The 26,382-nt window shown below is 58.9% G+C and carries 20 protein-coding genes, 3 pseudogenes and 1 riboswitch; of the genes and pseudogenes, 13 read left to right on the top strand and 10 right to left on the bottom strand.

Translation table 11 applies throughout. The annotated features are described in order from the left end of the window. Positions 1–42: 42 nt before the first annotated feature. The 3 genes from MET49242_RS01495 to MET49242_RS01480 all read right to left on the bottom strand — a co-directional run bounded on the left by MET49242_RS01495 (position 43) and on the right by MET49242_RS01480 (position 4,764). Complete coding sequence (locus MET49242_RS01495; protein WP_244430637.1) at positions 43–2,274, bottom strand: TonB-dependent siderophore receptor; 2,232 nt, start codon at positions 2,272–2,274, stop codon at positions 43–45. Between the two features lie 465 nt (positions 2,275–2,739). Next, a riboswitch (cobalamin riboswitch) is annotated at positions 2,740–2,939 on the bottom strand. Between the two features lie 225 nt (positions 2,940–3,164). Further along, entirely contained in the window at positions 3,165–3,941 is a 777-nt protein-coding gene (locus MET49242_RS01490; protein WP_036279902.1) for a carbon-nitrogen hydrolase family protein, read from the bottom strand. A gap of 313 nt (positions 3,942–4,254) precedes the next feature. Next, positions 4,255–4,764: a group II intron maturase-specific domain-containing protein gene (locus MET49242_RS01480; protein ID WP_036279895.1), complete on the bottom strand. Its 510-nt coding sequence runs from the start codon at positions 4,762–4,764 to the stop codon at positions 4,255–4,257. A 141-nt stretch (positions 4,765–4,905) separates the two neighbouring features. On the opposite strand from MET49242_RS01480, the gene MET49242_RS01475 reads away from it, so the two are divergent. Together MET49242_RS01475 and MET49242_RS01470 are read left to right on the top strand one after the other, a co-directional pair. Further along, entirely contained in the window at positions 4,906–5,970 is a 1,065-nt protein-coding gene (locus MET49242_RS01475; RefSeq protein ID WP_202804150.1) for a histidine decarboxylase, pyruvoyl type, read from the top strand. 106 nt (positions 5,971–6,076) lie between these two features. Next, positions 6,077–7,192 carry an IS110 family transposase gene (locus tag MET49242_RS01470; RefSeq protein WP_036279892.1) on the top strand — a complete coding sequence of 372 codons (1,116 nt, stop codon included), beginning with the start codon at positions 6,077–6,079 and terminating at the stop codon, positions 7,190–7,192. Positions 7,193–7,515: 323 nt separating this feature from the next. Here MET49242_RS01470 and MET49242_RS01465 read toward each other — a convergent pair. Further along, positions 7,516–8,109: pseudogene (locus tag MET49242_RS01465) on the bottom strand (IS630 family transposase); the annotation flags it as partial. Between the two features lie 248 nt (positions 8,110–8,357). On the opposite strand from MET49242_RS01465, the gene MET49242_RS23785 reads away from it, so the two are divergent. Then, positions 8,358–8,480 carry a fructose-bisphosphate aldolase gene (locus MET49242_RS23785; protein ID WP_244430648.1) on the top strand — a complete coding sequence of 41 codons (123 nt, stop codon included), beginning with the start codon at positions 8,358–8,360 and terminating at the stop codon, positions 8,478–8,480. A gap of 363 nt (positions 8,481–8,843) precedes the next feature. Here the strand turns inward: MET49242_RS23785 and MET49242_RS01455 are convergent, their stop codons facing one another. Beyond that, positions 8,844–9,425, bottom strand: coding sequence for an OsmC family protein (locus MET49242_RS01455; protein ID WP_084678825.1), 582 nt, complete (start codon positions 9,423–9,425; stop codon positions 8,844–8,846). Positions 9,426–9,624: 199 nt separating this feature from the next. Between MET49242_RS01455 and MET49242_RS26000 the strand changes: the two are divergent. The 3 genes and pseudogenes from MET49242_RS26000 to MET49242_RS01440 all read left to right on the top strand — a co-directional run. Next, a pseudogene (locus MET49242_RS26000) lies at positions 9,625–10,413 on the top strand (IS110 family transposase); the annotation flags it as partial. Further along, positions 10,396–10,967: pseudogene (locus tag MET49242_RS26480) on the top strand (mercuric reductase); the annotation flags it as partial. The pseudogenes MET49242_RS26000 and MET49242_RS26480, both read left to right, overlap by 18 nt. Positions 10,968–11,270: 303 nt before the next feature. Then, entirely contained in the window at positions 11,271–12,083 is an 813-nt protein-coding gene (locus MET49242_RS01440) for an IS5 family transposase (protein ID WP_036279258.1), read from the top strand. Between the two features lie 577 nt (positions 12,084–12,660). Here the strand turns inward: MET49242_RS01440 and MET49242_RS23775 are convergent. The 3 genes from MET49242_RS23775 to MET49242_RS01420 form a co-directional block, all read right to left on the bottom strand. After that, positions 12,661–13,409 (bottom strand): IS5 family transposase gene (locus MET49242_RS23775; protein ID WP_256378562.1). Its coding sequence is split into 2 segments (ribosomal slippage): positions 12,661–13,071 and positions 13,074–13,409, totalling 747 coding nucleotides; the frame shifts between segments, so codons are not numbered across the junction. Positions 13,410–13,900: 491 nt separating this feature from the next. Continuing rightward, on the bottom strand, positions 13,901–14,347 hold the full coding sequence (locus tag MET49242_RS01425; protein ID WP_051133918.1) for a DUF6691 family protein: 447 nt from the start codon (positions 14,345–14,347) through the stop codon (positions 13,901–13,903). A 9-nt stretch (positions 14,348–14,356) separates the two neighbouring features. After that, positions 14,357–14,788, bottom strand: a complete 432-nt coding sequence (locus tag MET49242_RS01420; protein WP_036279883.1) for a YeeE/YedE family protein — start codon at positions 14,786–14,788, stop codon at positions 14,357–14,359. A gap of 148 nt (positions 14,789–14,936) precedes the next feature. Between MET49242_RS01420 and MET49242_RS01415 the strand changes: the two genes are divergently transcribed. Together MET49242_RS01415 and MET49242_RS01410 are read left to right on the top strand one after the other, a co-directional pair. Next, positions 14,937–16,247, top strand: a complete 1,311-nt coding sequence (locus MET49242_RS01415; protein WP_036279880.1) for an OmpP1/FadL family transporter — start codon at positions 14,937–14,939, stop codon at positions 16,245–16,247. Positions 16,248–16,535: 288 nt separating this feature from the next. Further along, positions 16,536–17,804: a hypothetical protein gene (locus MET49242_RS01410; RefSeq protein WP_036279877.1), complete on the top strand. Its 1,269-nt coding sequence runs from the start codon at positions 16,536–16,538 to the stop codon at positions 17,802–17,804. A 137-nt stretch (positions 17,805–17,941) separates the two neighbouring features. Here MET49242_RS01410 and MET49242_RS01405 read toward each other — a convergent pair whose 3' ends face one another. Further along, entirely contained in the window at positions 17,942–19,018 is a 1,077-nt protein-coding gene (locus MET49242_RS01405; RefSeq protein ID WP_256378561.1) for a glycoside hydrolase family 3 C-terminal domain-containing protein, read from the bottom strand. A gap of 95 nt (positions 19,019–19,113) precedes the next feature. On the opposite strand from MET49242_RS01405, the gene MET49242_RS01400 reads away from it, so the two are divergent. Continuing rightward, the gene (locus tag MET49242_RS01400) at positions 19,114–19,464 is read left to right on the top strand and encodes a transposase (protein ID WP_036280074.1); all 351 of its coding nucleotides are present in this window, start codon (positions 19,114–19,116) and stop codon (positions 19,462–19,464) included. Beyond that, the gene (locus MET49242_RS01395) at positions 19,356–20,261 is read left to right on the top strand and encodes an IS3 family transposase (protein WP_371212511.1); all 906 of its coding nucleotides are present in this window, start codon (positions 19,356–19,358) and stop codon (positions 20,259–20,261) included. The genes MET49242_RS01400 and MET49242_RS01395 overlap by 109 nt, the downstream gene beginning before the upstream one ends. Here the strand turns inward: MET49242_RS01395 and MET49242_RS01390 are convergent. Beyond that, complete coding sequence (locus tag MET49242_RS01390; RefSeq protein WP_084678840.1) at positions 20,225–21,325, bottom strand: glycoside hydrolase family 3 N-terminal domain-containing protein; 1,101 nt, start codon at positions 21,323–21,325, stop codon at positions 20,225–20,227. The genes MET49242_RS01395 and MET49242_RS01390 overlap by 37 nt on opposite strands. A gap of 182 nt (positions 21,326–21,507) precedes the next feature. Between MET49242_RS01390 and MET49242_RS01385 the strand changes: the two genes are divergently transcribed. The 3 genes from MET49242_RS01385 to MET49242_RS01375 are packed head-to-tail and all read left to right on the top strand — an operon-like array spanning position 21,508 to position 26,239. After that, entirely contained in the window at positions 21,508–23,334 is a 1,827-nt protein-coding gene (locus tag MET49242_RS01385) for an ABC transporter ATP-binding protein/permease (protein WP_051133916.1), read from the top strand. Positions 23,335–23,369: 35 nt separating this feature from the next. After that, positions 23,370–24,725 carry a glucoamylase family protein gene (locus tag MET49242_RS01380; RefSeq protein WP_244430631.1) on the top strand — a complete coding sequence of 452 codons (1,356 nt, stop codon included), beginning with the start codon at positions 23,370–23,372 and terminating at the stop codon, positions 24,723–24,725. Beyond that, a complete protein-coding gene (locus MET49242_RS01375) occupies positions 24,647–26,239 on the top strand; it encodes a glycoside hydrolase family 15 protein (RefSeq protein WP_084678823.1) in 1,593 nt (530 codons plus the stop codon). The genes MET49242_RS01380 and MET49242_RS01375 overlap by 79 nt, the downstream gene beginning before the upstream one ends. Positions 26,240–26,382: the final 143 nt, after the last annotated feature.

Raw genomic sequence — 26,382 nt, 5'->3', positions numbered from 1 at the left:
GGCGCATCGCGCGCTCCTCGAGGATGCATGACGGCGCGCCGCTCAGAACGACACCTTGATCGACCCGCGGAACATCCGCGGGGCGCCGATTACGTTAAAATTGTACCCTGGCGTGTTCCAGCCCACCTGGACTGGATTGGTGAAGGGCACCGCGAAGCCGCCAGGATGGGCGGCGTCGAAGGCTTGAGGACCCAAGCCGCCGGTGACGAAATAGGTCTTGTCGAAAAGATTGCTCACATTGAGCTGTGCGACGACCTTGAATCGGTCGAGGTTGAACTCATAGGCTCCGAAGAGGCCAACGAGTCCATAGCTCGGCGTGGATTTCCCATAAATATAGGATCCATCATTGGCGGTATGAAAGAAAGGAAGATAGCCGGTGTAATCGTAGCGCGTCCCCACGCGCAGACCCTTCATCTGGCCGTCCCTGAATTCATAGGCCGAAGACAGGGAGCCGACATTACGCGGAACGAAGGGGATCGGCTGTCCCACAACCGGGACCCCGAGGTAAGTTGGATTTGACTTGGTGGTGATTGCGTCGGTGTTTGCGTAGGCGAGATTGATGCTCCAGCCGGGCAGAAGCTCGCCTTGGATGTCGAGTTCCGGGCCCTGCGAACGCCCTTGGCCTATGAGTAACACGTGGTTGAAATCATTGGGGATCCCGATCGGAATATTGGTCTTGACCAAATGGTAGTAGGCCGCCGTGGCCTGAAACCTGTTATCGAACAGGGCAAGCTTGATTCCGCCTTCCTCCTGCTCGCCGGCGCTTGGGGGCGTCGGGTCGTTCGAGCCGTAGACTAGCTTGCCGTCGTAGTTCGGGCTGTAGGACTCGGTGTAATTTCCGTAGAAGCTGATCCATTCGAGCGGCCGCCACAACACCCCCACGCGCGGCGTGACCCTCTGGCTGACAAACCTCGATGTGTTGCCGAGCGTGTTGAAGTTACATGGAATCGCAATTCCCGAAAACCAATTGGACGAAAAAGGCCCGCAGAAATGCGTGTTGTCAGAGGCGCCGGTTCTGCTGTCGATATATTGCCAACGGGCGCCGCCGAGCACGTGAAAGCCGAAGGGCAGTTTGATCTGGTCCTGCAGATAAACGCCGTAATTGTCGGCGGCTTGCTGGGTGGCGTTGTAGGGAACAAGCCCGCCGATGGGGGTCGGGAAATACGGCGCGCCGAACAGGCCAACCGCCCCGTAGTTCTGCGGGAGCATATTCAGGCCCCTGAAGTTATACCGGTAGTAGTCCGCCCCCGACAACAGCGTATGGTTGAGATATTCCCCGGTGTTGAAATGACCGACGAGATTGATTGTCGTCGCATATTCCGCCTGTCTATTGTCAGACGGAAAAGAACTATAGTTCAGGATGACACTGTTTGGTTGGGATACCGGGGTAAAGGCGCCGTTGAATCCGCACAGCGAGAAGCCGCCAAAAGAGTAGGCGCCGGGAGTCACGCAATCGGTGATAGAGGTGGTCCCGCCGTTGTTCTGCCAATTGCTATGCAACAGTTGCATGAACAAGGTTTGCTGTATCGACCAGTCCTTGTCGAAGTCGTGATGCCACGTCAGCTCGCTGAAGTTCTGCTGCTGAGTGTAAGGCGAGTTGGGCCCCCAGTTGAAACTGCGCCCGAGCCATAGAGGGGAGAACATCCCGTAATAGGGCACATAAAACCAGTCCTGATTCAGATTGTTCTGCTGAAACTGAGTGGACGCTCTGATCCAGGTGCTGTCGTCGATGTTCCATCTGACGACCGGGTTGATCATGATATTTTTGTTGTAGTCGAAGGCGCGGAACGACCCGTCGTTCTCATAGGACATGATGAAGCGGTAGAGCACGTCCTTGTTGGCGGTCACCGGCCCCGTGGCGTCGACGACCGTGCGATAGGAGGCGTAGCTGCCGATTTGCTGCTGCACGGAGGCGGCCGGCTTCGCAAGCGGCTGCTTCGTGTTGATGTTGACGATGCCGCCGGGCTCCACCGCACCGTAGAGGATGGCGGCGGGGCCTTTCAGCACCTCGACGCTCTCCACATTGGCCATTTCGGCGCTGCTGGAGCCGGCGAAATTGAGGCCGAAGCTGTCGACCCGGAAACCGTCGCGGAAATAGTTCTGCGTTGCGAAGCCGCGCAGGATGATCTGTCGGAAGGAATTTCCCAGCGCCGCGTCGCCGCCGCCCGAGACGGCGACGCCGCTGACGTTCTTCAACGCCTGGTCGAGCGTAATGGCCTGTTGGTCCTCGAGCATCCGCCGCGTGACCATCTTCGTGGCGACCGGCGTGTTCATCACCGGCGTGTTGACCTTGGTCCCAAGCGACTCGATCGGCGCGGCGTAGGACGTGGGATTATTGCAAACCCCGTCCGCGCAGATTTGCCCATTGTCGCCAGGGCCGATTTCTGTGCCGTTACCGTCCGCTTCCGCCTGTTGACCGGCAACAGGCCGTTCCGTTCCGGGCGCCTCGGAGGCGCGGCCGAAGCTCGGCTTCGGCGTGCCGATTTCGATGACCGGGAGCGTTTCTTGGGCGAGAGCTGGCGACGAGACGGCTGCAGAAAGAACGTAGGACAGGAGCGGCGAATTGCGCCGCACGGCGCCGCGAACGCCGTCTTTGGCAGCTGTCGGGAGAAGGGATTTCATGAGCCGAGACTCGCAGCAACGTGGGCCGTCACTGCGAAAGGTCTATCCCTGTCGCTTTGCGTTTTGACGCTCAGCGACAGTTTTGACCGCTTCGGTGCACCCCGCCCGACGCTTTCGCGCGTGACCACGATTGATGGCAGGTCTCCTGGCTCACGGGTCGCCGCCTTAAGCCGCCTTCCCAGGGAGGTTTCCCCAGTGGCTTTTTGGCTCTAAGGCTCGCCGCTTACAGTTGCGGGGGCAGCCTCGGCATAGCGCTATGCAGCGCGCACCGAGTTCCCTTTTGATCCCCGAAGGGAACCATCTGGCCTATAAAGGCCGAAGCCAGCCGGTTTAGTCAAGCCGTTTTGTGGAGGGTGCCTCGAGCAGTCCTGAAGCGTTGCATTTTCGCATCAGCGCGACGGGGCGGGCAGATGGATAGTGCGACTTTGTCAGTAAGGAAGAAACCTGCCCAATTTGCGTGACAGTGGTGCGATGCACTTGCCGCGGGCTTTTGCGCCGCCGTTTGAAGTAAGCACGTTTTTGCTATCTGATTCCGCTGAGCGTTATGGAAGCGGAGTTATTTGGGAATACCGAGCAAGCTGATTTCCCTCGAAGCTCCAATCGACCAAAAAGATAGCGTTTCGAGGCGCCGTGAAACTTACGACTCGTCTCCCGCGATTAGCCACGACGCTTTGTGCGATCGTGAAGTCCATCTGGCGTTCTTGGCCGGTGCGGTTGCAAACGAAAATGGGCAGCGATGTCGCCTGACTGACTGCCTCCCATTCTCCATCCGGACCATGAAGCCCAGGTCCCCAGGCGGCGGACGAAACCAGTGCACGCGCCTCCTGATCTGCAAGGGAGGCCGCGATGACTGGCGTGAACGCGTCGGCGCATATAAGCATGCCGACAAGGCCAAATCCGTCGATTTTAACAGGGGAAATGGTTTCACCTGGTGTGGACCAGGACTCCGCACCCACACGCAATGCGTTGATCTTCCTGTGACGCCCGGCGATCCGACCTCTCCGGTCGATGGCAATCATACTGTTATACAGCTTTTCCCCGTCGCGCTCCGGAACAGACAGGAATACGGTGAGGCGACGTCGCAGCGCCAACGCGGCTATGCCTTGAACCCACAAGTCTGGCTGGCTCTCAATCCAGTCAGTGCCTATGTGCTCGGCAAACTCATATCCAGTTGTCACGAGTTCTGGCGTAATGACCCACTCTGCGCCCGCATCGGCCGCAGCCGCCAACGCGGTTTCGACAAGTTGCTGATTTTGCTCCAAAGCGCCCGGAGTCGGGGCCAAGTGCAAGAGAGCAATCCGCGTTAGGGAAGTCGCCATTGGATAAGTCGGGTTTCCCGATTTTTCAGCCGAGGCACGCGTTAGAATACGCCGCCAAGGGCGGGGCCGGGTTGATGGCCTTGGCGTCCAACCTAGCCCAAGCTGGCACGTTGTGCCAAATTGCAAGAATGCGCCAGATTGCGCGCGTTGTGGCAGCCTATTTGGTTCTTCTTCACTTCCCGTTGCGCCCCTGATCGATTGGGGGTTAAGTCACAGCTTGACCGCAGAGAGAGAAAATCGATTTTGGTCCCTCTGGCAGAGGCGTACGAAATTTAAACCTGGAGCAAATGGGCAGCCAACGGTTCGGCAGGTCTCAACGCTGATCACTTGCGCGCGTTTGGTCGATGTAGCGAACAAGGGGATAGAGTGCCGAACGCGTATATCGCCCATGGTAGGCGAGCCAACCTTGTGCGGCCGGGTTCAGCTCGCGAGCGCTATCGTCCAGCATCTCCTGTGTTCTCTTGAGCAGCTGGAAATCGTGGATCGTCGACCGCATCGGGCTCAGCGAAGGCTTGTTCACCGCAGGTCGTGTCGACAGCGAGCATGTCGCCATGATTTCGCTGGCGCATCGACCGCTTTGCGGGTCGTCGAGCCGAAAACGCCAGCGAATGGTCTCGCGAGCCGCGGCGCGATTTGGCGCATCGAGATAATCGATAACGGCTGTTTGGATCGAACGCGCGCGTGACGGATTGGGCGCCGCTTTGAGATGGAAACATTCATTGACCGCCGGCGCGCCGAGCAGAAAGGCGACGTCATATTCGGCCGCAGCGGGCGACTTGACGTGCGCCGAGTAGACGCCCACCATGTAGTCAATCAACTCCATCACTCCTGACAAACTCGCGCGCCTCATCGGCGTCAATCATTGTCCTGCGTTGATCGAACAGATGAGGAATAGAAGTCCTATCCACATGCTTCGCGAAGAGCAATAAGCTTTCGCGAACTCCGAATCGGTGGAGCATTCCGAATGAGATGCAACAGCACGCATTTAGCGAGGTGGTGCGCTGGCATTTTGCAGCGCTGGAAAATTCAAACGAAACCGGCCCTCAGAACGATTTTCTCAATTTTTTATGCGATGACAATCTTTTGCGAGCTTGCGGAAGCCCGAAATGATAGCAAAGGTACAAAGACCTTCCGTGAAACATCGTCGTCGGCTCTGTCTCTGAGTAAAATTGTTAAAGGTGCAGTAGGGCCCTTTTCTATTCATTGCGACGGATACGGTAATCCGGGCGCCAGTGGCCTAGGCTATGTCTCTGTTGTCACACTCCACGCGGGACAAGCGTCAAGAGAATTAGTCATACCAGGTCAAAAGGGGGAAGGCTTGGATGGAACAGTCGCTTTTGACCGCGCCGAAGCGTCCGGCGCGTATATAGGGCAAATCAACCTAATAGTCGCCTCCTCTTTTAGCGGAACTAATGGTGCGATTTGGGGCTTCGACATTGCAAAGGCAGCCGACATTGCCAAGGGCGGGCCAGGCAAGCTATTTGAGGTGACGGTATCGGATAACAGCATAATTCCCGTTTATTCTCTCGATCCGCTGTTGGACGCAGGCTCCCGTCTCTTTGGGACACGGGACCGCCCGAGATTTCCATTGCTTCCTGGGGCTCATGTCGTCGCTGCCCATAAGGAAATCACCGCCCTCGGGCCGACAAATGTTTGGTGTGGCCTCGCTATCGCCATCGCCGAGGATCGTAAAATCAATGCAAACGTGATCATAGAACTGTGCGGTGAATTTAAAGCTAACACCATCGACGAAACAGAGGAACAGTACTTTCATCTGGTGCGCGAGAATCTAGCTAAAAGCGTGATACGCGTTGGAAAGAATCAAAGCGTCAGATACAGCAAAATTTTCGTCGGGGTCACGAATGAATCCGTTCTCGAGGGCTCTGTTGGTTATGCGATGGCCACCGTTCCCTATGTCGTGTTGGCAAAGGGGGCTGTTCCCTCCGGCGGGCCCGAAAAGCTGCTGGAAATAAACATATCTGATTGGGAGAAAACCCTACAAAGTGGTAAACACGCAAGGCGCAACTAGACCCTATGATTGCTGGGCCTGAGGGTGGCCCGTCATCCGATATGCAACGGTACGAGGGTTGGGCCGGCTGGCCGGCACAGAGCCTCATGCATAGGAGACGGGCCGAATGGAACATACCCGATTTGTTGGCTTGGATATTCACAAAGAACGGCTCTCGATTGCGGTGGCGGAGAGCGGCCGCACTGGGGCAGTGGAATACCTTGGCGAGATTGCCAATGATCCCCACGCAATTAGCAAGTTGTGCAGCCGTCTCGGTCTTCCCGGCAAGCCGCTGATTTTTTGTTATGAGGCTGGACCGTGCGGTTATGGTGTTCATCGCCAACTCACCAGCCTCGGTCATCGCTGCGACGTGGTGGCGCCGTCGCTGATTCCAGTGAAGTCTGGCGATCGGGTGAAGGCAGATCGTCGCGACGCCACCATGCTCGCCCGACTTCATCGAGCCGGAGAGTTGACGCCCGTCTGGGTGCCTGACACCGATCACGAAGCCATGCGCGACTTGATCCGTCTGCGCAGTGTCGTCCGGCATATCGTGACGCGTGCGCGTCAGCATCTTCAAGGTTTTCTGCTGCGTCACGGTCGCAAGCACGGGCGTGGGACGGCATGGCGCATGGCTTACCGGCGATGGCTATCGACGTTGGCCTTCGAACATCCCGCCCAGCAGATCGCGTTTCAGGACTATGTCGATGCCGTCACGGATGCGGAACGGCGCCTGCAGCGGGTCGAGGAACAAATCCTCAGCCTTCTCCCGGAATGGAATCTGCGCGCGGTCGTTGACGCCTTGCAGGCGATGCGGGGTATAGCGCTGATCAATGCCGTGGTGCTGGTCGCGGAAGTCGGCGACTTCACACGCTTCTCGAACCCGCGCGAGCTCATGGCCTATTTTGGCCTAGTTCCGGGCGAGCGATCGAGTGGTGAGACCGTCCGACGCGGCGGCATTACCAAGACCGGTAACGCCCACGCCCGGCGTGCGCTGGTTGAAGGCGCCTGGGCTTACCGAATGAAACCGCGCATCGGCCGTCACAAGGTCGATCGCATCGAGGCGTTGCCAAAAGTCGTTCGCGACATCGGATGGAAAGCGCAGGTTCGGCTCTGCGCTCGATATCGTCGGCTGACCGCGCGTGGCAAGACCGCCAATGTCGTCAATGTCGCCATCGCACGCGAGATGGTGGGCTTCATCTGGTCGATCGCCTGCACGATTCAATCCGCGCCAAAGCCGGCTTGACCATTCCTTGACGACAGTCAGTAGAGGAGGCCGCGAACACGATAACAGCCTCGGCGCGATATGCGGCGCTGGGGGCGGGACAATGCCGGGGAGCCCTCGTGTACACTATGAGCTTTTTGACGCTCGCTATCTAGACAGAGGCAGCCCCAAACGAAGCAAGGTCATGCGGTTCGACCCGCGGATGAGAGATTGTTGACCGACGTTTAAGTCCCGCCTCCTGCACCGCATATCTGTCGTACAAATACCTCTGCCGTCGATCGGAATCGGCGGGCCAAGTCTTATGCCAAAGGCCCTTGTCAGCAATCATGAGAGTGTCCTGACTCTCAATTGGCGACCAATAACTCATCCGCTTCTGCTTTCTCGAGAGCCTTGCGGGCGCGGCTGATTTTTTCGAGGATGGCCTCGCCTTTTGCGGTCCATTTATAGGGCTGGGGATTGGCGTTGCGTTCCGCGAGATAGGGGTTAATGTCGTCAACCAGCTCCTTTACCGAGGCAAAGCTGCCCGATCGGATGACATCCTCGGTCAGATCAGCGAAGAACCGTTCGATCAAATTGAGCCACGATGATGATGTCGGCGTGAAGTGCATATTGAAGCGCGGACGCTTTGCGAGCCATGCCTTCACCTTAGGATGCTTGTGGGTCGCGTAGTTGTCAGCGATCAGGTGCAATTCAAAGCTCTTGGGCGTCTCCCGGTCTATCTGCTTGAGAAAGCGCAACCACTCGACATGCGTGTGGCGTTGCTCTGTGCGCGTAATCAGCTTGCCCTGCAGATAATCGAGCGCCGCGAACAGCGTCGTTGTGCCGTGGCGTCTGTAGTCATGCGTGATCGTGCGCGGATGGCCGGGACCGAGCGGCAAACTGGGTTGTGAGCGCTCCAGCGCTTGGCATTGGCTTTTCTCGTCGCAACACAGCACCAGCGGAATCCCCGACGCTGCCGACTGCAAAGTTCGACCCCCGCGTCCTTCAACCGGCCGCCTCCCGCCGCTCGCCCCCGAATCGCCGCTTCACCTTGCCTTGCGGGCAAGACGCCGTCTTGTCGCTTATGGTCGTCTTCACCCGCTTGCTGCGCACCGCGCCACGTTCTCTCCCTCCCGCCCGCAACTGCCGCATCTGCGCGAACGCCTAATGCCGCCTAGGAGCGCACTTCGCGAAATGGCGCGCCGTAATCGCCGTTGATCGCCCCCAGGGGCATCCCGACGGATTTTTGATCCAGGCGAATGTGCAAGCGCTCGCGGGATTTGCGGCACTCTGTCAGGAGGCGTGTCTCGCGGCCATCGTCGAGCAATAGGTTCTGATCTTCGGGGCGTTTATCCGGTTCCTGGAGGGCGACAAGCATCCGGAAGATGTCAGCGAGGATCGTATATGACCTTCGCGGTGACGATGCCGACACGGTCGTACCAATGCGAGGATCAGACACCGCCCCGCCCCGGCATGCGCCAGGCCTTCGGGCTGAAGACGAACCGCTCGCGATACGGCCAACAAAGGTTGCAACCGCTTCGGCCACCGCCTGCGCGTTGCCGGTCGCCTCGACGACGATATGCTCTTCGTGCGTCAATTTGGCTGCCGACGAGCTGAGCCCTCTCGCCGAGAAGTCGCGTGACGTGTGGCCGCGGCTGTCGGCACTCGTAGCTGGGTCATTCTATCGTTCGTCTTAGGGCGACATCGTGGTCGCAGTCCCCCTCTCCGGATCGACCGGTTTATTGCTGCGATCAAAAGACGAGCGAAGCTTCCGTCTGCCGACGCACAATTTTCGGTCTACCGGAACTTGATTGCGGAAAAGATCGAGCACCGGACAGTGAGCGTCGACGGCCGCGGCGAGCTCCTCGTAACGTTCAGCGCGTTCGGGTCCAATCAGGTGAACCCGAATATGGATGGCGCTGAAGCCGGGCCGAATCCGGTCGTCCACGCCGAAGAACCCGCGCAGATCGATGTCGCCGTCGATTTCCACCTCGACCTTATGGAGCGCGATCCCGAGTTGGGCAGCCCATATTCGGTAGGTGATGGCTTGACAAGAACCCAGCGACGCCAGGGCGTATTCCACTGGGTTGGCAGCCGAGTTGGCGCCGCCGAGTATTTGCGGCTCGTCGACAGTGAATCTGTGCCCCGATCCGACCTTAACGCTTACCTCGGCGGGGCCGACCAGATCGTGATGCGCTTCGAAGCGCGCTTGGGCCCGAGCCGGATCAGACGAAATGACCAATTTGGTGGAAGTGATGAGTTCTGCGAGTGACATAGGCAGGCCTTCTATAAGTTTACTAAAACCATAGTCTAAATGTATTTTCCGTTAGTGTCTAGATGCCGTAATGGCCCTGGCCTGAGCCTGATGGCGAAGGACAGCGGCTTGTCCCCCCGTGTCATTGTGAACGGGGTTCTGGTTGAGGCCGGCCTCAAGCATGCGGGTCGGAGGACAAGCCATTGAACATTAGGCGGGAATCGATGTCTCTTTGGAACTTTCGAGCCTTTGCGTCGTCGACGCAGCCGGGAAAATAATCACGGAGGCGAAGGTGAAGAGCCATCCCGAGGCCATCGTCGCCTTTTTACGCAAGCTGAGGCTTTCTATCGAGCGGATCGGTCTGGAGGCTGGGCCTCTTTCGCGGTGGCTGCACGCCGGCCTGACCAAAGCGGCTTCGAAGCGGTATTGCTCGAGACTCGGCATGTGAAGGCGGCGCTTTCGGCGATGACGGTCAAAACGGATGGACGGGACGCGCGCGGCATCGCCCAGCTCCTTCGGATGGGCTGGGCCAGTCCATTGTAAATTTCCAGCATCACAAGAGGTCCGGACTCTGCTCGTCGCGCGCAAACAATTGCTGGGAAAGCTGCTGGACGTGGAATTCAGCATACGCGGCATTTTGCGCGGCTTCGGGCTGAGGATGGGCGTGGCGACGCGCAACGGTTTCGAGGCTCGCGTGAGCGAGCAGTGCGTCGGTCAAGCAATGTTGGAGCAGATCGTCGAGGCAATGCTCGCCGCGCGCGCCGCTATGTGGAAGGAGTATTCGAAGCTGCGCAAGGCGATGCTGGTGATCGTGCGCCGGGACGAGATTTCTTGGCGGCTGATGAGCGTCCCGGGTGTGGGTCCGCTCGTGGCCATCACTTTCAAAACGGCGATCGACAACCCCGCGCGGATCCGAAAGTCCAAAGCAGTTGGGGCGTTGTTGGCGTTAACGCCGAGAAAATACCACTCGGGAGAGACCGACGTGACGGGCGCGCTGGAAACTCCGGGCGTGGCGGTCAGCGCGCAGGGCGCCATCATCGCGGACGCGCGGATGCGCACCAGCGCTCCGAGCATCTTTGCGGCCGACTGCACCGACCTGCCCACAATTCGTTTACGTCGCCGCGGCGGCTGGGACCCGCGCGGCGATCAACATGACGGGAGGGGAAGCCGCCCTCAATCTGACCGCAATGCCGGCCGTGGTGTTCACCGAGCCACAGGTTGCGACCGTGGGCTACAGCGAGGCGGAGGCCCATCACGACGGCATTGAGACCGATAGCGGCCTGCTCACTTTGGACAATGTACCGCACGCGCGTCAATTTCGACGCGCGGCGGTTTCATCATCTTATCGCCGAGGCTGGCTCGGGCCGCTTGATTGGCGTGCAAGCAGTCGCGCCGGAAGCAGGGGAACTCATTCAAACTGCGGCGCTCGCCATTCGAGCCCGAATGACCGTGCAGGAATTGGCCGATCAGTTTTTCCCATATCTCACAATAGTCGACGGGCTCAAACTCGCGTCGCAGACCTATAACAAAGATGTGAAGCAGCTTTCCTGCTGCGCGGGATGAGCGATGAAGGAACGTGCGACGTCCTGTTGCGTACATTTTCGGCCGACTGGCCTCCGTTGGACGCAAGGGCAACGCCGAGCGACTGTCATGCCAAGGATGTGCGAGGCCTTGCGGAAGAGCCTGGCGACATAGCCCGAGCCATTGTCAGTCGTGACGCGCTCGACCTAGACGCCGCGGGCTCTGAACCAACGAGTGCCCGAATCAGGAAGCCCGTGGTCGACTGTTTTCTCTCGTCGGGCAGGACCTCGACATAGGCTAGAGGGTGTTATGTACTTTGGTGATTGATTGTCTTAGTAGAATCGGATGTCTCCGATTCGCAAACCTTATCCGTCTGACGTCAGCGACGAAGAATGGTCGCTGGTTGCGCCTTATCTGACGCTCATGGACGAAGGCGCGCCGCAGCGTCAACATTCGCTGCGCGAGCTGTTCAACGGCCTGCGTTACGTGCTGCGCTACGGCATCGCCTGGCGCGCCATGCCCAACGATCTGCCGCCATGGTTCGCCGTGTATCAGCAATCGCAGCGCTGGCTGTCGGCGGGCGTGTTCGAGGCGCTTGCGCAGGATCTGCGCGCCCAGTTGCGCGTCGCTTCCGGGCGGGCGGCGGAGCCGACGGCGGCGATCATCGACAGCCGCACCTTGCGCTCGACCCCTGAGAGCGGCCCACGAGCGGGCTATGACGGCGCGAAGCGAAAGCGCGGCTCGAAGCTGCACATGGCAGTCGACACATTGGGCCATTTGCTGGCGTTGCATGTCACGCCGGCGAATGTCGATGACCGCGCCGAGGTCGGCAAGCTCATCGCAGCCGTGCAGGATGTGACAGGCGAAAGCGTCGAACTCGTTTATGTCGATCAGGGCTACACCGGCGAAAAGGCGTCCGAGGCCGCAAAGGCGCAGGGCGCCGAGCTTTGCGTCGTCAAACTCGCCGAGGCCAAAAAAGGCTTCGTGTTGCTGCCCAAGCGCTGGGTGGTCGAGCGTTCATTCGCCTGGGCGACGCGATGCAGGCGGCTCGTCAAAGACTACGAGCGCTATGCTCAGACCCTCGCAGGACTCCACGTCGTCGCCTTCGCATGTCTCATGCTCAAGCGCGCAGCAGATTTCATGATCCAAGGTGCATAACACCCTCTAGGCGGGTGGCGGCGTCGATCGCGACATACGGGACTTCCGAACTCGCGCCGCGAGGTGACGAAAACCACCTGACGATAGTCTTATGCGCGGCCAAATGGCTATGCGGCTGTGCCTATGCTTACCGTGAAAGGTAGGTGGCGTGGGCTAGGATGTTTAATCAAGGGCACAGGCAGCTGCCTATCAAATTTGATGGACGGCGTCGCAAATGCAAAGCTAAATTGCTCTTCAACAGGAGCACGGCGAGCCTGACACGGGGGAGAAAATGCGTAGACGTCCGCACTTGATCGTCGCCTCGCTGCTCGCGGCGAACGCGCCCGCTATGGCGCAAAGTGACGAGAATCGCGAGCATAGCGCTATGCCGCACATTGGCGGCCACTATCGGCATTTGCATAGGGACTGGAGCCAACAGGAGGGACGCCACAGGCACAGTGTCTGCTGGAATTGGGATCTCCGGCGTGGCTGGGTCTGGATTTGCAACCGCTAGCAGTCCCTGCTGTTGGGGAAGAGAAACACACAGGCGCCGTTTCTACTCTACCAAGACTTGGGCTCACTGGCCTAGGGCCTGTCATCAATTGAGCCAGACGATAGCTGCGGAGAGGTGGACCGCGGCGAGAAAATTTCGAGCCGTCTTGTCGTAGCGCGTGGCGATGGCCCGAAATTGCTTGAGCTTGCAAAAGAAATTTTCAATCAGGCTGCGAGCTTTATAGAGGTCTTTGTCGTAAGGGCGCGGCTCTTTGCGGGTGGCCTTTGTGGGAATGACCGGTTCTATCTCGGCGTGGCGCAAGGGTTCGATCACCCCCTCGTCGGCGGCGTAGGCCTTGTCGGCAAGTAGCGCGTCGGCACCCTCGAGATCATGCGCCTGTCCGGGCGTGAGATGGAAGCGGGTCGGATTGCCCAGCGCGTCGACCGTAGCGTGGATTTTCGTGCTCAATCCGCCTTTGCTGCGGCCGATCGCTTGGTCGTTGCCGTCTTTTTTTGCGCGCCGGCGCTGTGCTGATGCGCGCGCACGATTGTTGCGTCGATCATGGCATATTCATTGTCGGCATCTTGCGCCAAATGCTCAAAAACCCGGGCCCAAACGCCGGTTTTGGCCCGGCGGCTGAAGCGCAAGTGCACAACGCGGAAATCGCCGAAACGCTTGGGCAGATCGCGCCAGGGTATCCCCGTGCGATACCGGTACAGCACCGCCTCGATAAAAAGCCGATTATCCTTGGCAGTCACGCCGACGGTCGCTTTGCGCCCGGGAAGCAAGTTCCTGATGCGCTCCCATTGATCATCGCAGAGAATGACGACGCGCCATCGGTCGGCCCCTCCGATTCGGCCGACCGCTTATGAATCACGCAAAACCAATCTTGGGAATCTGGAGGGTTATGTGAGGATCAAGCCCCCAATTGATGACAGGCCCTAGCTAGCGAGCCGTTTTGCGTGGCTTGGGTAAGCTCATCCAGATGCGGCCGTTCCTCGCTGGTCAAGCGCACCACATACCGCTTCACCCCAATCGCTTCCCGCGCCATCTTCGCCTCCCGAGCGTCGAATCAATGGCGCTAGCGAATCAGGGATATCCAGCTGGGGGAAGCGCCTATTCAGATTCGCTGAAGCGACCCACTAGCGGCTTCTCGAGCGATCGGGGGAACAGTTCCTTTATTACAACCTTGGCGGCGGCGGATGGGTGCATCGCCATGGGCGCTGGAACTGATGTGGCGATCGAGAGTGACTAATTCGCTCAGACTCAGGCGGGCGCGCATCGAACCCAAGAAGCTGCCAATCATGCCGCTTTTCCCCGGAATTACGTGAGGGGCGGGAAAAGCCTACCCATCTTGTTTGGCCCCTTGGAGGTCGATGGTGCCGAAGAACGGTAACGCCCATTCCGTCGCCATTCCCGCGAGCATTCCGAAGAAAAACAGCACGGCCTGGGGGTCGAAAAGCCCCAGGTTGAAAACTGCTGGGCCCGGACAGATGCCGGAGAGGCCCCAGCCAATGCCAAAAATAGTTGCGCCCAAGAGCAACTTTCGGTCAATCGTTTGGGCCCACCGCGGCTGGATGGAACATCCTGCCAGACGTGTTTCCTTTATAGAGACAATCCGAAACGCAACGAGCCCGATCGACACGGCGCCTCCCATCACGAGGGCCAGCGAAGGATCCCAATTCCCGAGAACGTCAAGGAATCCCAGCACCTTGCCGGGATCCGTCATGCCGCCCACGTACAGACCCAGGCCAAACAGGGCGCCGAGTGCGAAAGCAATCAAAATTCGCATTTTCGCCTCTCAGCCAGCGACGTGGCGAACAATGAACACGGTGGCCATCGCCGACGCCATAAAGGTAGCCGTCGCGACAATTGACCGTAGAGAGAGGCGAGACAGGCCGCACACGCCGTGTCCGCTCGTGCAACCGCCGCCGAGGCGCGAACCAAAGCCAACCAGAAAGCCGGCGAAACCGGTCAGTAGGTAAGCGGTCTGGAAAACCGGTCGAGCCGGCGCAAGGGCCCAGCCAATCAGGAAAGCCGACGCGAAGAGGCCAAGCAGGAAGGCCAGCCGCCAGTCGGCGTCATTGGAGCGGGGCGGAATCAGCCCCGAGACGATGCCGCTGATCCCGGCTATTCGGCCAAGGAGAAGCGCTGTCAGGCCTGCGGAGATCCCAATCAGCGCGCCACCGGCGAGCGCGCTAACCGGAGAAAAATGCACCCAGTCGATTTGCATCCAGTTTTTCCCATAATTTGAGAGATCTAGAGAGCAGCCCCCTTTTCGCTAAGCCATTCTATCTCCGGTGTTGCAGAGAAGCTACATACAAAATCTATAAACTCTAGAATTTAACTATACTAATGAAGCAAGAAGAAGGTGTCCCCCAATGATTCGGTTTTCCCGCGCCGCCGCCTCCCTCCTGGCCGCAGCAGCACTGAGCGCGCATTCCGCAATGGCCACCGAAGGATATTTCCTTGAAGGCTATGGCACGCGCGAAAAGGCCGTTGGCGGCGCAGGCGCGGCGGATTCGAGGGATCCGCTCGCCCTGTCCATCAACCCGGCCGGCCTCGTGGATGTGCAGGACCAATATACGCTCGGGCTCACCGCCTTTTCGCCGGATCGTGGCTACTGGACTTCTGGCCCCGGGTTTGTGGCTCCCGGTTATGTCCAAAGCGGGCGCGGGCTCTTCCCAATTCCCAACGACGGATACAGCCAGCGCTTCAACCAGACCTCCGCATGGGGCGTCGCCGTCTACGGGAACGGCGGCATGAACACAACCTATTCCGCCGATTATGCCGGCCAGGCGTTCCCAAGCCCGTTCTGCGGCAAGACAGGCGTCTTTTGTGGTAGGAACTCCGGAGTTGATCTCAATCAGGCTTTCATCACCGCTGGATATGCACAGAGCTTCGGAAGGCTCTCGGTAGGCTTTGCGCCGGTGCTCGCTGTCCAGATTTTCAAAGCCCGAGGTCTTGAGATCTTCGCGCCCTTCTCCTCGGCCCCGGAGCAACTCACCAACCACAGTTACAATTGGTCCGTTGGCGCGGGTGTGCGCGCCGGCCTTCAATACAAATTGACCGACAGTTTCCGGGTTGGCGTCGCTGGCTCCTCGCCGATCTGGATGTCGCCCTTCGAGAATTACAAGGGGCTCTTCGCCAATCGAGGCGACTTCGATATCCCCGCGAATTTGACGGCTGGCGTCGCCTATGACGTTCTGCCAACCTTCACTCTGCTCGCCGACTGGAAGCATATTTTCTATTCGCAAGTTCCCTCGGTTGGCAATTCATCGACCGAGCAGCTTCTGCTCGGGGCAATGGGCGGCCCCGGATTTGGGTGGCGTGACATCAACGTGATCAAAGTGGGCGGGGAATATAGAGGATTTGATAAGCTGGCCCTAAGACTGGGCTATAGCTACAACACCAATCCCATCAACCCTCGCGACGTGACACTCAATATTCTGGCGCCGGCTGTGACGAAGCATCACATTAGCGGCGGCCTCAGCTATTATGTGACGCCGTCATCCTCGATTGACTTGGCTGCGGTCGTTTCGCCGCGGGGCACGGTCTCGGGCATCGAGCGGACGCCGCTGGGGCCGAACCATATGCGCACCATAACGCTTTTCCTGAGTTCATTTGAGATCACGGCAGGATGGACGCATCGCTTTGACGCGGCGCCAGTCTCCGTCGCGGCAAAGTTCTAATATTTGAAGCGACTCGGGCAGCGAGGACAAGACAGCCGGCAGGCTTGGCGGGCAATTAGCTAGCGCAAGGAAGGGGCAACAACGCCCGAACTACGTTGGTTGCCAGACTGCCCCTGAGCGCTTGCCGGCTCACTGGAGGAACAACAATCCATGGTTGGGCGCTAACCGAGGGATGTAGATCATCGGGAATTTGCGCCATAAACGTTGTTGGATCGCCGGCAGTAGGGTAAGCAATTCGTGCGCTGCTAAAGCAGGCCGAGAACGAAAAACAGAGGCAAGGAGAATTTCTTGTCGGACCTTCTTCGCGATTTGATTATTTGTTGGCGAGAAGACCCCCGCGCCACTTACAGGTCATGGTTCCTTTGGGAGGAACGCCTCAAGAATTTTCGGTCTATCAGACGTGGCATCGCGCAGGTCGTCAAGGAGATCGAGGCGGGAAGATTTGGCAACGTTTATAAAGGTTCGTCGCTTGAGACGGTTGTTGCTTCGATCGCGGAGCAACGTCAGATCTTTAAAGGCGCCGACCACGCTTTCCTCTGGAAGCCAAAGCTACGAATCCCGGACATCTACGAAAGCGAAAGCAACCAGCAGGCGTTCGGCCGCCTCCTCCATCATTGCTCGTGTTGCAACTCAGCGGAGGCGATCATTGCCGGGATTGAAGCGATCGACCGACTCGCCATCAAGGGTCTCGGGCCGGCCGTAGCAAATCTCCTTTATTTTTTGCACCCCACATTGATGCCGCCCTTCAACACGGCGATCGTCAGAGGTTTCAACTCAGTAACTGGATCCAAGGTAAAACTCGGTCGATGGGACCAATACCTCGCGATGCGAGCAGGGATGCTACAACTCAACGAGTCATACCGCGATCTTCTGTCGAACGATCTCGGCGCCGTTGCGGGTTTTCTCTTTGATATTGGCGCGGGCCGTTATCTCGCGCCCCCAGCCGCAGACAATGAGGCGGCGCGCGAGGCTTGGCTTGCCGAGTTATTAACTGCCCGTGAGACAGCAAAGAAGTTCGCTGCATCCGTGGGTGTAGAGCCGGAAGGCGACCGCACACACACTGAAGTTCAGGCTTGGCTCAGGGACCTCGGTCGGGCGCTTGGCTATGAGGTTTGGGTTGCCGCAAACGATCGCGGCCGTATCCACGGCGGAGAGCAACTGGGAAAAGGGTGCTTAGACTGCCTTCCCATTTCAGTCGAAAGCGCTCCGGGGGCGGACTCAATCCGTCTAATTGACATCCTGTGGGTCGATAGGGAACGCACGCGTGTAATGGCGGCGTTCGAAGTCGAACACACGACGTCAATCTACTCTGGCATCGTACGCATGCTCGACTTGGCTTTGAGCAACGAGGTGCATGCAGCGGAAGGACTTTTTCTCGTTGCCCCCGATGCGCGTGAAGAAGAGGTTCGATCACAACTCCGGCGGCCAGCATTCAGTCGCGTCGCCGATTTGCAGGTGCGCTACTTGCCATATGGCGAATTGGAAAGGAACCGCGACGCCATTGCTCGGTTCGGCACGGGAATTAAGGGCATCCACGCGATTTCGCGCGCATTGTGAAATTTCGCGAAAATCGGCGTCGAGTATCAGGGGCCCCATGTCGGAACGCCGTTGCGTTACGACAACGACTATCTATCCGGCGCGTTCTGTTCCGCCAAAGGCAAGGGCGCGCTCGCTTTGCTCTTCGCTGCTGAGGTTTAAGAGCAGACGCGGACCCGTATGGAGAGAAGCGCCTCTCGGTTGGCGCTGACGCCAACCATAATGTCGAATTCTCCGGGCTCCACGACCGGACCAAAACTCTCGTTCAGGTAACAAAAGGAATCGGCCGTCAGCGTGAACGTGATCGTCTTGGTTTGCTCGGACGCCAATGCGACCTTGGCCCAGGCTTTCAATTCCATGGTTGGGCGGGCCACACGCGCCACGCAATCGTGAATGAAGAGGAAGACCGTTTCTTCTGTCGTGATCGTTCCCACGTTGGCGGCGTCGACTTGTATCTCGATTACATCTGTCGGCGTAAATTCGGTCCGATCGGCGCGCAAATTTGTGAGTTTTGTCGCGCTGAAGGATAGCCCGTGGCCGAAAGGGAAAAGTGGTTCGTTGGAGAGATCCAGATATCTGCTGGTGAATCGATTGGCGGCGTCGGCAGGACGTCCCGAAGATCGCGCCGCATGGAAAATCGGAATTTGACCGACGTCTCGTGGCCAGGTGACCGGAAGTCGACCTGTCGGGTTGACTTGGCCGGTCAGCACGTCAGCAATCGCCTGTCCCGCCATGTCGCCCAGGAACCAGGCCGCAAGCGTCGCATGCGCGCGTTCGACGAGCCAAGTTGTCATCAATGGCCGTCCGGAAAAGAGAATTGCGACAACGGGGGCGCCGGTTTCGAGAACCGCTGCGGCGAGTTCGCGTTGACGTCCAGGCAAGCCCGGATTTGCCCGGCTTGCCGCCTCCCCGCTCATGCCGGCGGCTTCGCCAAGACAAAGCACGACTACGTCCGCCGTTGCGGCTAATTTGCATGCTGGCCCTATGCCGCCTATATCCTGACCATCGATGCTCCCGGCAGCGAGGAACAAAATTTCGCGCTGCGGCAATCCGGCTTTCAAACCGTCGAGGACCGTGAGGGGGTTGTCTGGATCGCCGGCCGCTGACCAGGGGCCGAGCATTTCCGCGGGCGCGTCAGCGAGAGGACCGATGACCGCAATGCGGCGCACATGAGCCGCGAGCGGTAAAATAGAGCGGTTAGATAGCAGTGTGATTGCGCGTCGAGCTGCCTCCAATGCCAGTTCCCGGTTGGTTGGAGTGGGCCCTTGAGGCCGGGCAGAGGCGAGCTTAACGATTGACCGGTATGCCGGGCTTTCAGAGGAAGAAAGCCATGGCCAAACACCGCACCTACAGCGTCGAGTTCAAGCGCCAAGTCGCCCAGGAATACCTGGCCGGAGAGACGCTGCATGGTCTAGCGAAGCGCCATGACATCTGCCGGAACCTGATCCGCGTCTGGGTCCAGAAATATGAAGCGGGCGAGTTCGACGAGGACGCTCAGACGGCCGACCTTCTCCAGCAATACGAGGCTCGGATTGCCGCCCTGGAACGTCTTGTAGGCAAGCAGGCGCTCGAATTGGAGTTCTTAAAGGGGGCTCTGAAAAGCACTCCGCGGCCGAGAAGCGGGAATACATCCGTTGTTGTCGGCCCCGGGGGCTCAGCGTTGCCGAAGGATGCCGGCTGATGGGTATCGCACGCTCGACCTATTACGACACCCGGCAGGTCCCTACGGATGACATCGCGATTGTCGAGGCGATCGCAGCTATCTGCGAGGAGTGTGAAAATTATGGATGGAGGCGAGTCCGCGCCGAGCTGCGCCATAGAGGAATGGTCGTCAACCATAAGAAAATTCGGCGACTCATGCGCGAATACGATCTCCAACCAAGAACCCGTCGGCGCTACGTCACGACGACTGACAGTGATCACGACCAGCCAATTTTTCCCAATCTGGCAAGGGACATGGCTCTGTCCGGTCCTGACCAACTTTGGGTCGCCGACATCACCTACGTCGCGATCGTTGGGGGCTTCGCTTACGTGGCCGTGATCCTCGATGCTTGGTCGCGCCTCGTGGTTGGTTACGCTATCAGCCGCGCAATTGACGCGCGGCTCGCGATATCCGCCCTCAAGGCCGCAATCGAGCGCCGGAAGCCGCCCCCAGGCTGCGTGCATCACTCGGACCGCGGCTCGCAATACGCCGCCGGGCGCTATCGTGAGGTGCTTGCCGAACATGGGCTTATCGGATCGATGGGAAGGCGGGGCAACCCCTATGACAACGCCAAGGCCGAGAGCTTCATGAAGACTCTAAAGATTGAAGCAGTCTATCCGATGGCTTACGAAACATTCGACGACGTTACCGAGGGCCTTCCCCGGTTCATCGACGACATTTACAACAGGCGCCGGCTGCATTCGGCGCTGGGCTATCTGAGCCCCCAGCAGTTCGAGGATCAACACACCCGGCAGGCGGTCAAATCAGCGGCATGACCTCTGCCCGGCCCGAGGGGCCCACTCCAGGCCTGCGCAAATTTTGCCTTTGGCGCGACAGGTTTATACGGATTGTCGAATAGACCAAGACGCTGCTTAAGCTTAAGAACGCGCCGCACCGCGGAGTCGATATCTTCGTGTTCGACCAGGCCGCGCGCCATCGCTTCGGGCAGGTAGCGAACGTAGGCCCCGCTCGCCATATCAATATCAACGCCCGCCCTCAAAGCAAGCGCCGCCGCGTCGATCAGATCTTTCGCAACGCCGTGTCGAACAAGTTCCGCGATCGCCGCGTAGTCGCTGATGATGACGCCATCAAAACCGAGCTTACATCTGAGAAATCCGCGCAAAAGCGCTGCATGTGCGGTCATAGGGACGCCGGCCACACTGTTAAAGGCGGGCATGATCGCAGCGCAGTCCGCGGCGACCGCAGCTTGAAAAGGGGGCAGGTAGACTTCGTGCAGCGAACGCTCAGAAATATCCGCCGCCGCATAGTCGCGCCCGGCCGTGGCGGCGCCGCCGGCGCAAAAATGTTTGGCGGTCGCGGCGATCGAGGTTTCCGCGGCCAAATTTCGTCCCTGAAAACCGCGAATTTTCGCTTCGGCGAACCTCGCCGCGACCAGTGGGTCTTCCCCCGGGCTTTCCGCGATCCGGCCCCACCGCGGGTCGCGCGCGACGTCGAGCATCGGCGCGAACGTCAAATCGATTCCATCGATTGCCGCCTCCTCAGCCGCCACGCGCGCCGTCCGCTCCCAAAGGCGAGGATCGAACGCGCAGGCTTCGGCCAGCGGAATAGGGAAGATCGTTTTATATCCATGCAGGACATCGAGACCGAAAAGGAGGGGGATCGCCAGCCTGCTTTCCTCGACCGCGACCTTCTGAAAGCTGTTGATCTCTTCCCGGCCCCAAAGATTGAAGACGCCGCCAATCCTTCCCGCTCGAACATCGTCGGTCGTTCCGCAGGTACGATTTGGTCCTGTCACGGCCTGTCCCGCCGCGATAAGATTGAGCTGGCCGACTTTTTCTTCAAGGGTCATACTGGCGAGAAGGGAGTCGACGTAATTCATGGCGATGCTCGACTTTGTTTGGGTCGACCAAATCTTCCCCTTGATCTTGTCGGTCAAGAGCGGGGGGGGGTGAATCCCCAAATTTGATAGCGATGGCGGGCGCTTTTACGAAACGCTGTTCCATCTCCTTCTCATAAAACTCGTCTTATCGTACCGGCGCCAGCGGACGGGGGTAAGGATCGATGGCGGAGCAGGTTGAGACAACGAATCGAAGCATCGCCGACCGGTCCAGCCCCGGCGACGGACTGGCCGCCCAGATCGCAACGATATTCCGGGCCTACTATGGCTCACGCGAGCTCGGCCAATTGTTTTTGATCGGCGGAGGACTCGTCGTCGTCGTCGCGTCGACCGCCTATGCACAGATCAGGCTGAATGCGTGGAACGAACCGTTTTACGACGCGCTCTCCCGTAAGGATCTAGGCGCATTCGGCGCGCAGTTGCTCGTGTTCGCCTGGCTCGCTGGCGCACTCCTGGTGCTAAACGTGGCCCAGACCTGGCTCAATCAGTTGGCGAAGCTGAAGTTGCGGATAGGATTGACGCGAGACCTGTTCGCGCAGTGGCTCATGCCGAAACGGGCCTTTCTGCTCGCGGGAATGGGCGACATTGGAGAGAATCCGGATCAGCGTATCCACGAAGACGCTCGCCACTTGGCCGAACTCTCGACAGATCTGGGCGTCGGCCTGTTCCAGGCGGCGCTTCTCCTCGCGAGCTTCATCGGAGTTCTGTGGGGTCTGTCGGCAGGAGTGACGTTCGAGTTGGAGGGCAAAAGCTTTTCTGTCCCTGGTTATATGGTGTGGTCCGCGCTTCTTTACGCTGGAGCGGCGTCGTGGGCGAGTTGGCGCGTGGGCCGGCCCCTCATCCATCTCAATGCGGAGCGTTACGCCCGCGAGTCGGACCTGCGATTTTCCCTCGTCCATGTCAATGAACATAAGGATGGAATCGCGGTTTATCGCGGCGAGACAGAAGAGAAAGATCGCCTTGATCAGAAACTTGGACGCCTCACCGACATTCTGCGACGACTCGTGGGCGCGACGACGAACCTTACTTGGGTAACCGCTGGTTACGGATGGTTCACGATCGCGGCGCCGATTGTCGTGGCGGCCCCGGCATATTTTTCGGGAAAGCTTTCGTTCGGCGGGTTGCTCATGGCGGTCGGGGCGTTCAACCAAGTCCAGCAATCCTTGCGCTGGTTCGTCGACAATTTTGGCGTTATCGCCGATTGGCGGGCGACGCTTTTCCGTGTCGGCGGGTTTCGTTATGCATTAACGATGATGGATAAGGTTGGCGAGGGAGAGGCCGGCGTTGATCTTGTGACAGCACGCGAGGAAAAGCTACGGCTGAATGATGTGTGCGTCGTCTCCCCTTCGGGTTGCACGGAGTTGAATGAATCGCATGTCGAGATTGACGCTCCCGCCCGTGTCTTGATCGTTGGCGCGCCGGGCTCAGGCAAGACGAACCTCTTTAGGGCCATAGCGGGCCTATGGCTTTGGGGAAGCGGCAGAATTAGTTTGCCCTTGTCGCAGCGCATGATGTTCCTGCCGAAGCGGCCCTATCTTCCCGAAGGCGCATTGCGCGAAGTGCTTGCTTACCCGGCGCCCCTCCACAGCTTTACGGAGGCTGAGTTCCACGACGTCCTGGCGCGAATCGGACTCGCACATCTGTCATGTTGGCTTGATCGCCTCGCGCGGTGGGATAAGGAGCTGACCGAGCCGGAGCAGCAAAGCCTCGCCTTCGCGCGCGTTCTGTTACATAAGCCGCGCTGGGTCATCGTCGATGAAGCGATTGAATCGCTACCTGCGGCGGCGCGCAAAACGCTATTCGAGATCTTCGAGAAGGAATTAGCGACAACGGCCTTGGTTCATATCAGCGGGCCTCAGGCCCAAGACAAATTTTACACGCGCATACTGTATCTGAGCAAGAATCCGCATGGCCGATGTTTGGCGCGCCCGTGCCTGCCATGTCTTTCGCCGCCGAACCCCGAGCATGCCGCTTTCGCGAGCCCGTACTAACGCGACAGGACCGCAAGGGCCGAACAGGAGTCTCGATGATGACAACCGCTATGGAACGTGAAGACTCCGGACGAGAAGAGGCGACCCTGTCAGATGCGGCGTTGCTCGAGCTCGTGCAGCGACAGACGTTTCTCTACTTCTGGGATGGAGCGCATCCGGCCAGCGGCCTCGCGCGCGACAACGTCGGCGTTCTTTCGGACCCTGAAAATGACATCGTCGCGATCGGCGGGTCAGGATTCGGCGTCATGGCCATTATCGTTGCGTCATCGCGGGCGTGGATTTCCCGCGAGAGCGCAGCGACACGCCTGATGCTCATGCTAGATCTGCTGGAGCGCGCGCCCTGTTTTCACGGCCATTTTCCGCACTTCATGAATGGAAGCACCGGCGCCGTTATACCTTTCAGCCGGAAGGACGATGGCGGCGACATCGTCGAGACCTCGCTGCTCTTTCAAGGCTTGCTGTGCGCGCGGCAGTATTTCGATCAGGACAACGAGGTTGAAAAACGTCTGCGCGAACGCATCACCTGTTTGTGGCGTGACGTGGAGTGGAACTGGCACACTCGAGATGGACGCAGTGTGTTGAATTGGCATTGGAGTCCCAATAATGGCTTCAGCCTCGCCCATGAAATACGCGGCTGGAATGAATGCCTATTGACTTATGTGCTCGCCGCGGCGTCGCCGCGCTATGCAATCGACGCGTCCGTCTATCACGACGGTTGGGCGCAGGGCCGCGGCTTTTTGAACGGCAAAGGCTACTATGGCGTCGAACTACCGCTCGGCCCCCCTTTTGGCGGACCGCTGTTCTTCAGCCATTATTCATTTTGCGGCCTGGATCCGCGGGGACTCAAGGACATTTATGCCGATTACTGGCGACAGAATACACATCATGTGCAAATCAATTTTGAACATTGCGTTCACAATCCGGGACAACACAAGGGTTACGGACCGTCCTGCTGGGGACTTACGGCGAGTGACGACCCAGAGGGCTACAACGTGCATATGCCTGATGAATTCACTTGCGGTTGTGGTTATGGGTGCGGAAATGTCGCAGGGCGGTGTTGCAGGCGGCACGCGCCCGACGAAGACAACGGCGTCATTTCGCCGACCGCGGCTTTGTCCAGCTTTCCCTATGCGCCGGATGCGGCGCTTCGCGCCATGCGGCATTTTTACGAACGACTTGGCGGCAAACTTTGGGGTCGTTTCGGCTTCGCCGATGCGTTCAGCGTGGATATCAACTGGTTTTCGAAGTGTTATTCCGCGATCAATCAGGGCCCTATCGTTGCGATGATCGAAAATTACCGAACAGGCCTGTTATGGAGCCTGTTCATGAAAGATCCCGACGTGCAGGCGGGTTTGCGCCGACTGGGATTTCGCAGCGGAGATGTAACCTGAGGCTTGATATGGGAATCTCGCAAGTTTCAAGGGGCGACCAACAAGCGAACAGCTCGAACAGCGCGCTTTGCGAGTGGATGGCGCGCCAATACAGATTTTCCGTCGAAGCCATGCTTCGAGCCGTTTCCGCGACGGATCTCATCAAGGAGCGGCCGCATTTTGGTCAGGCCATTCGGCCGGCGCGGGGATCCGTGCTGGCTTCGCCCGAGCTCGCTTCTTATGATCCAAATCCAGATTATTTTTTTCATTGGTTGCGTGACTCGGCAATTATCATTGACGCCTTGCGCGTGCTGATTGCGGAGCAGACGCTCGAATCGAACGCGATCGAGCATCTTGTCGACTTCGTGAACTTTAGCCTTGGACTTTGTCAGCTCGACGGTCGCGCTTTTTCTTCTGGCAAGGTTCGGCGGGCGATTGATCCATCATTTCTCGAACACGCTCGAACCGAGGACGAACTTAATCAAATTCACGGCGATCGCACGCTCGGGGAGGCTCGTTACAATCCTGACGGCACACTGGACATAATCAGATGGGCTCGCCCGCAAAATGACGGCCCGGCGCTGCGCGCCCTTAGCGTCTTGCGTTCCTGGCGGCTCGAGGCATTTCGTGAACGCGCGGATGAGGCTGCCATAAGGGCGCTCCTCGAACACGATCTCGACTACACGCTTCGGCATTGGGAGGAGCCTTGCTTCGACCTTTGGGAAGAGAGTTTCGCTCATCATTACCACACGCGGGTCGTCCAGTTTGCCGCGCTCGCTGATGGCGCGGCGTGGATGGATGCGAGCGGCGATAGGACGCGCGCCGGAAATTACCGATTGGCCGCCGAAGAAATCGCTCGGCGTCTCGACGATCATTTTGATGCTGATGAGGGAGTTTACGTTGGCTGCGTCGCCGACGGATCCGAATCATCGGGCGTCGCGGTTTCGACGCGCCTCGACATTGCCGTAGCTCTTGGCGTGATCCATGCGGCGCGGACGAATGGCGCACACAGCGTACTGGATCCGAAAGCGCTCGCCACGTTGGGTCGGCTCGAACAGCTTTTCGCAAAAGAGTACCAGATCAACGAGGGGCGCGGCTCGGATTGCGCTCCCGCCATGGGTCGTTATGCCGGCGACGTTTACTACAGCGGCGGCGCGTACTATTTTTCTACGCTCGGCGCGGCGCAATTCTATTTCCGCTTTGCGGAAGCGATCGGCGGCGGCGCCACGATCCCTATTTCGAAACAAAATCCAGGGCTCTTAACTGAAATGCTCGCCCAATCGTCTCAAGTCCTCGATACTGCTGCGGTTGAGCCGCTATCGAGAGAAGGGCTATTCAAAGCGTGCCTGCATCGCGGCGACATGTTCATGGCGATGGTGCGGGCCTATACGCCAGCCTCGGGAGAATTGTCGGAGCAATTTGATCAGACAACCGGCGCGCAAACATCAGCCAAAAATCTGGCCTGGAGCTATGCGGCTTTCATCACCGCCGTCGCGAGCAGAAAGGCGGCCATTCGCTATTGCCCACCCTTGTGATGACGCTGGCGTCGTTGGCGGAGGCGGGCCAGCCCACCCCATAGCCTGCCAACATCGCCCAGCGCGGCATGGACAAGCTCTGGCAACCACGGATTCTTGCGAGGCAAGATTTCCAGATGCCACCGGATTCGATCGATCGGAAT

Origin of the sequence: Methylocystis sp. ATCC 49242 (assembly GCF_000188155.2) — a bacterium.
Classification (GTDB): domain Bacteria; phylum Pseudomonadota; class Alphaproteobacteria; order Rhizobiales; family Beijerinckiaceae; genus Methylocystis.
Note: the sequence above shows the minus strand (reverse complement) of the source record. Positions and strands in the feature narration are given on the sequence as shown.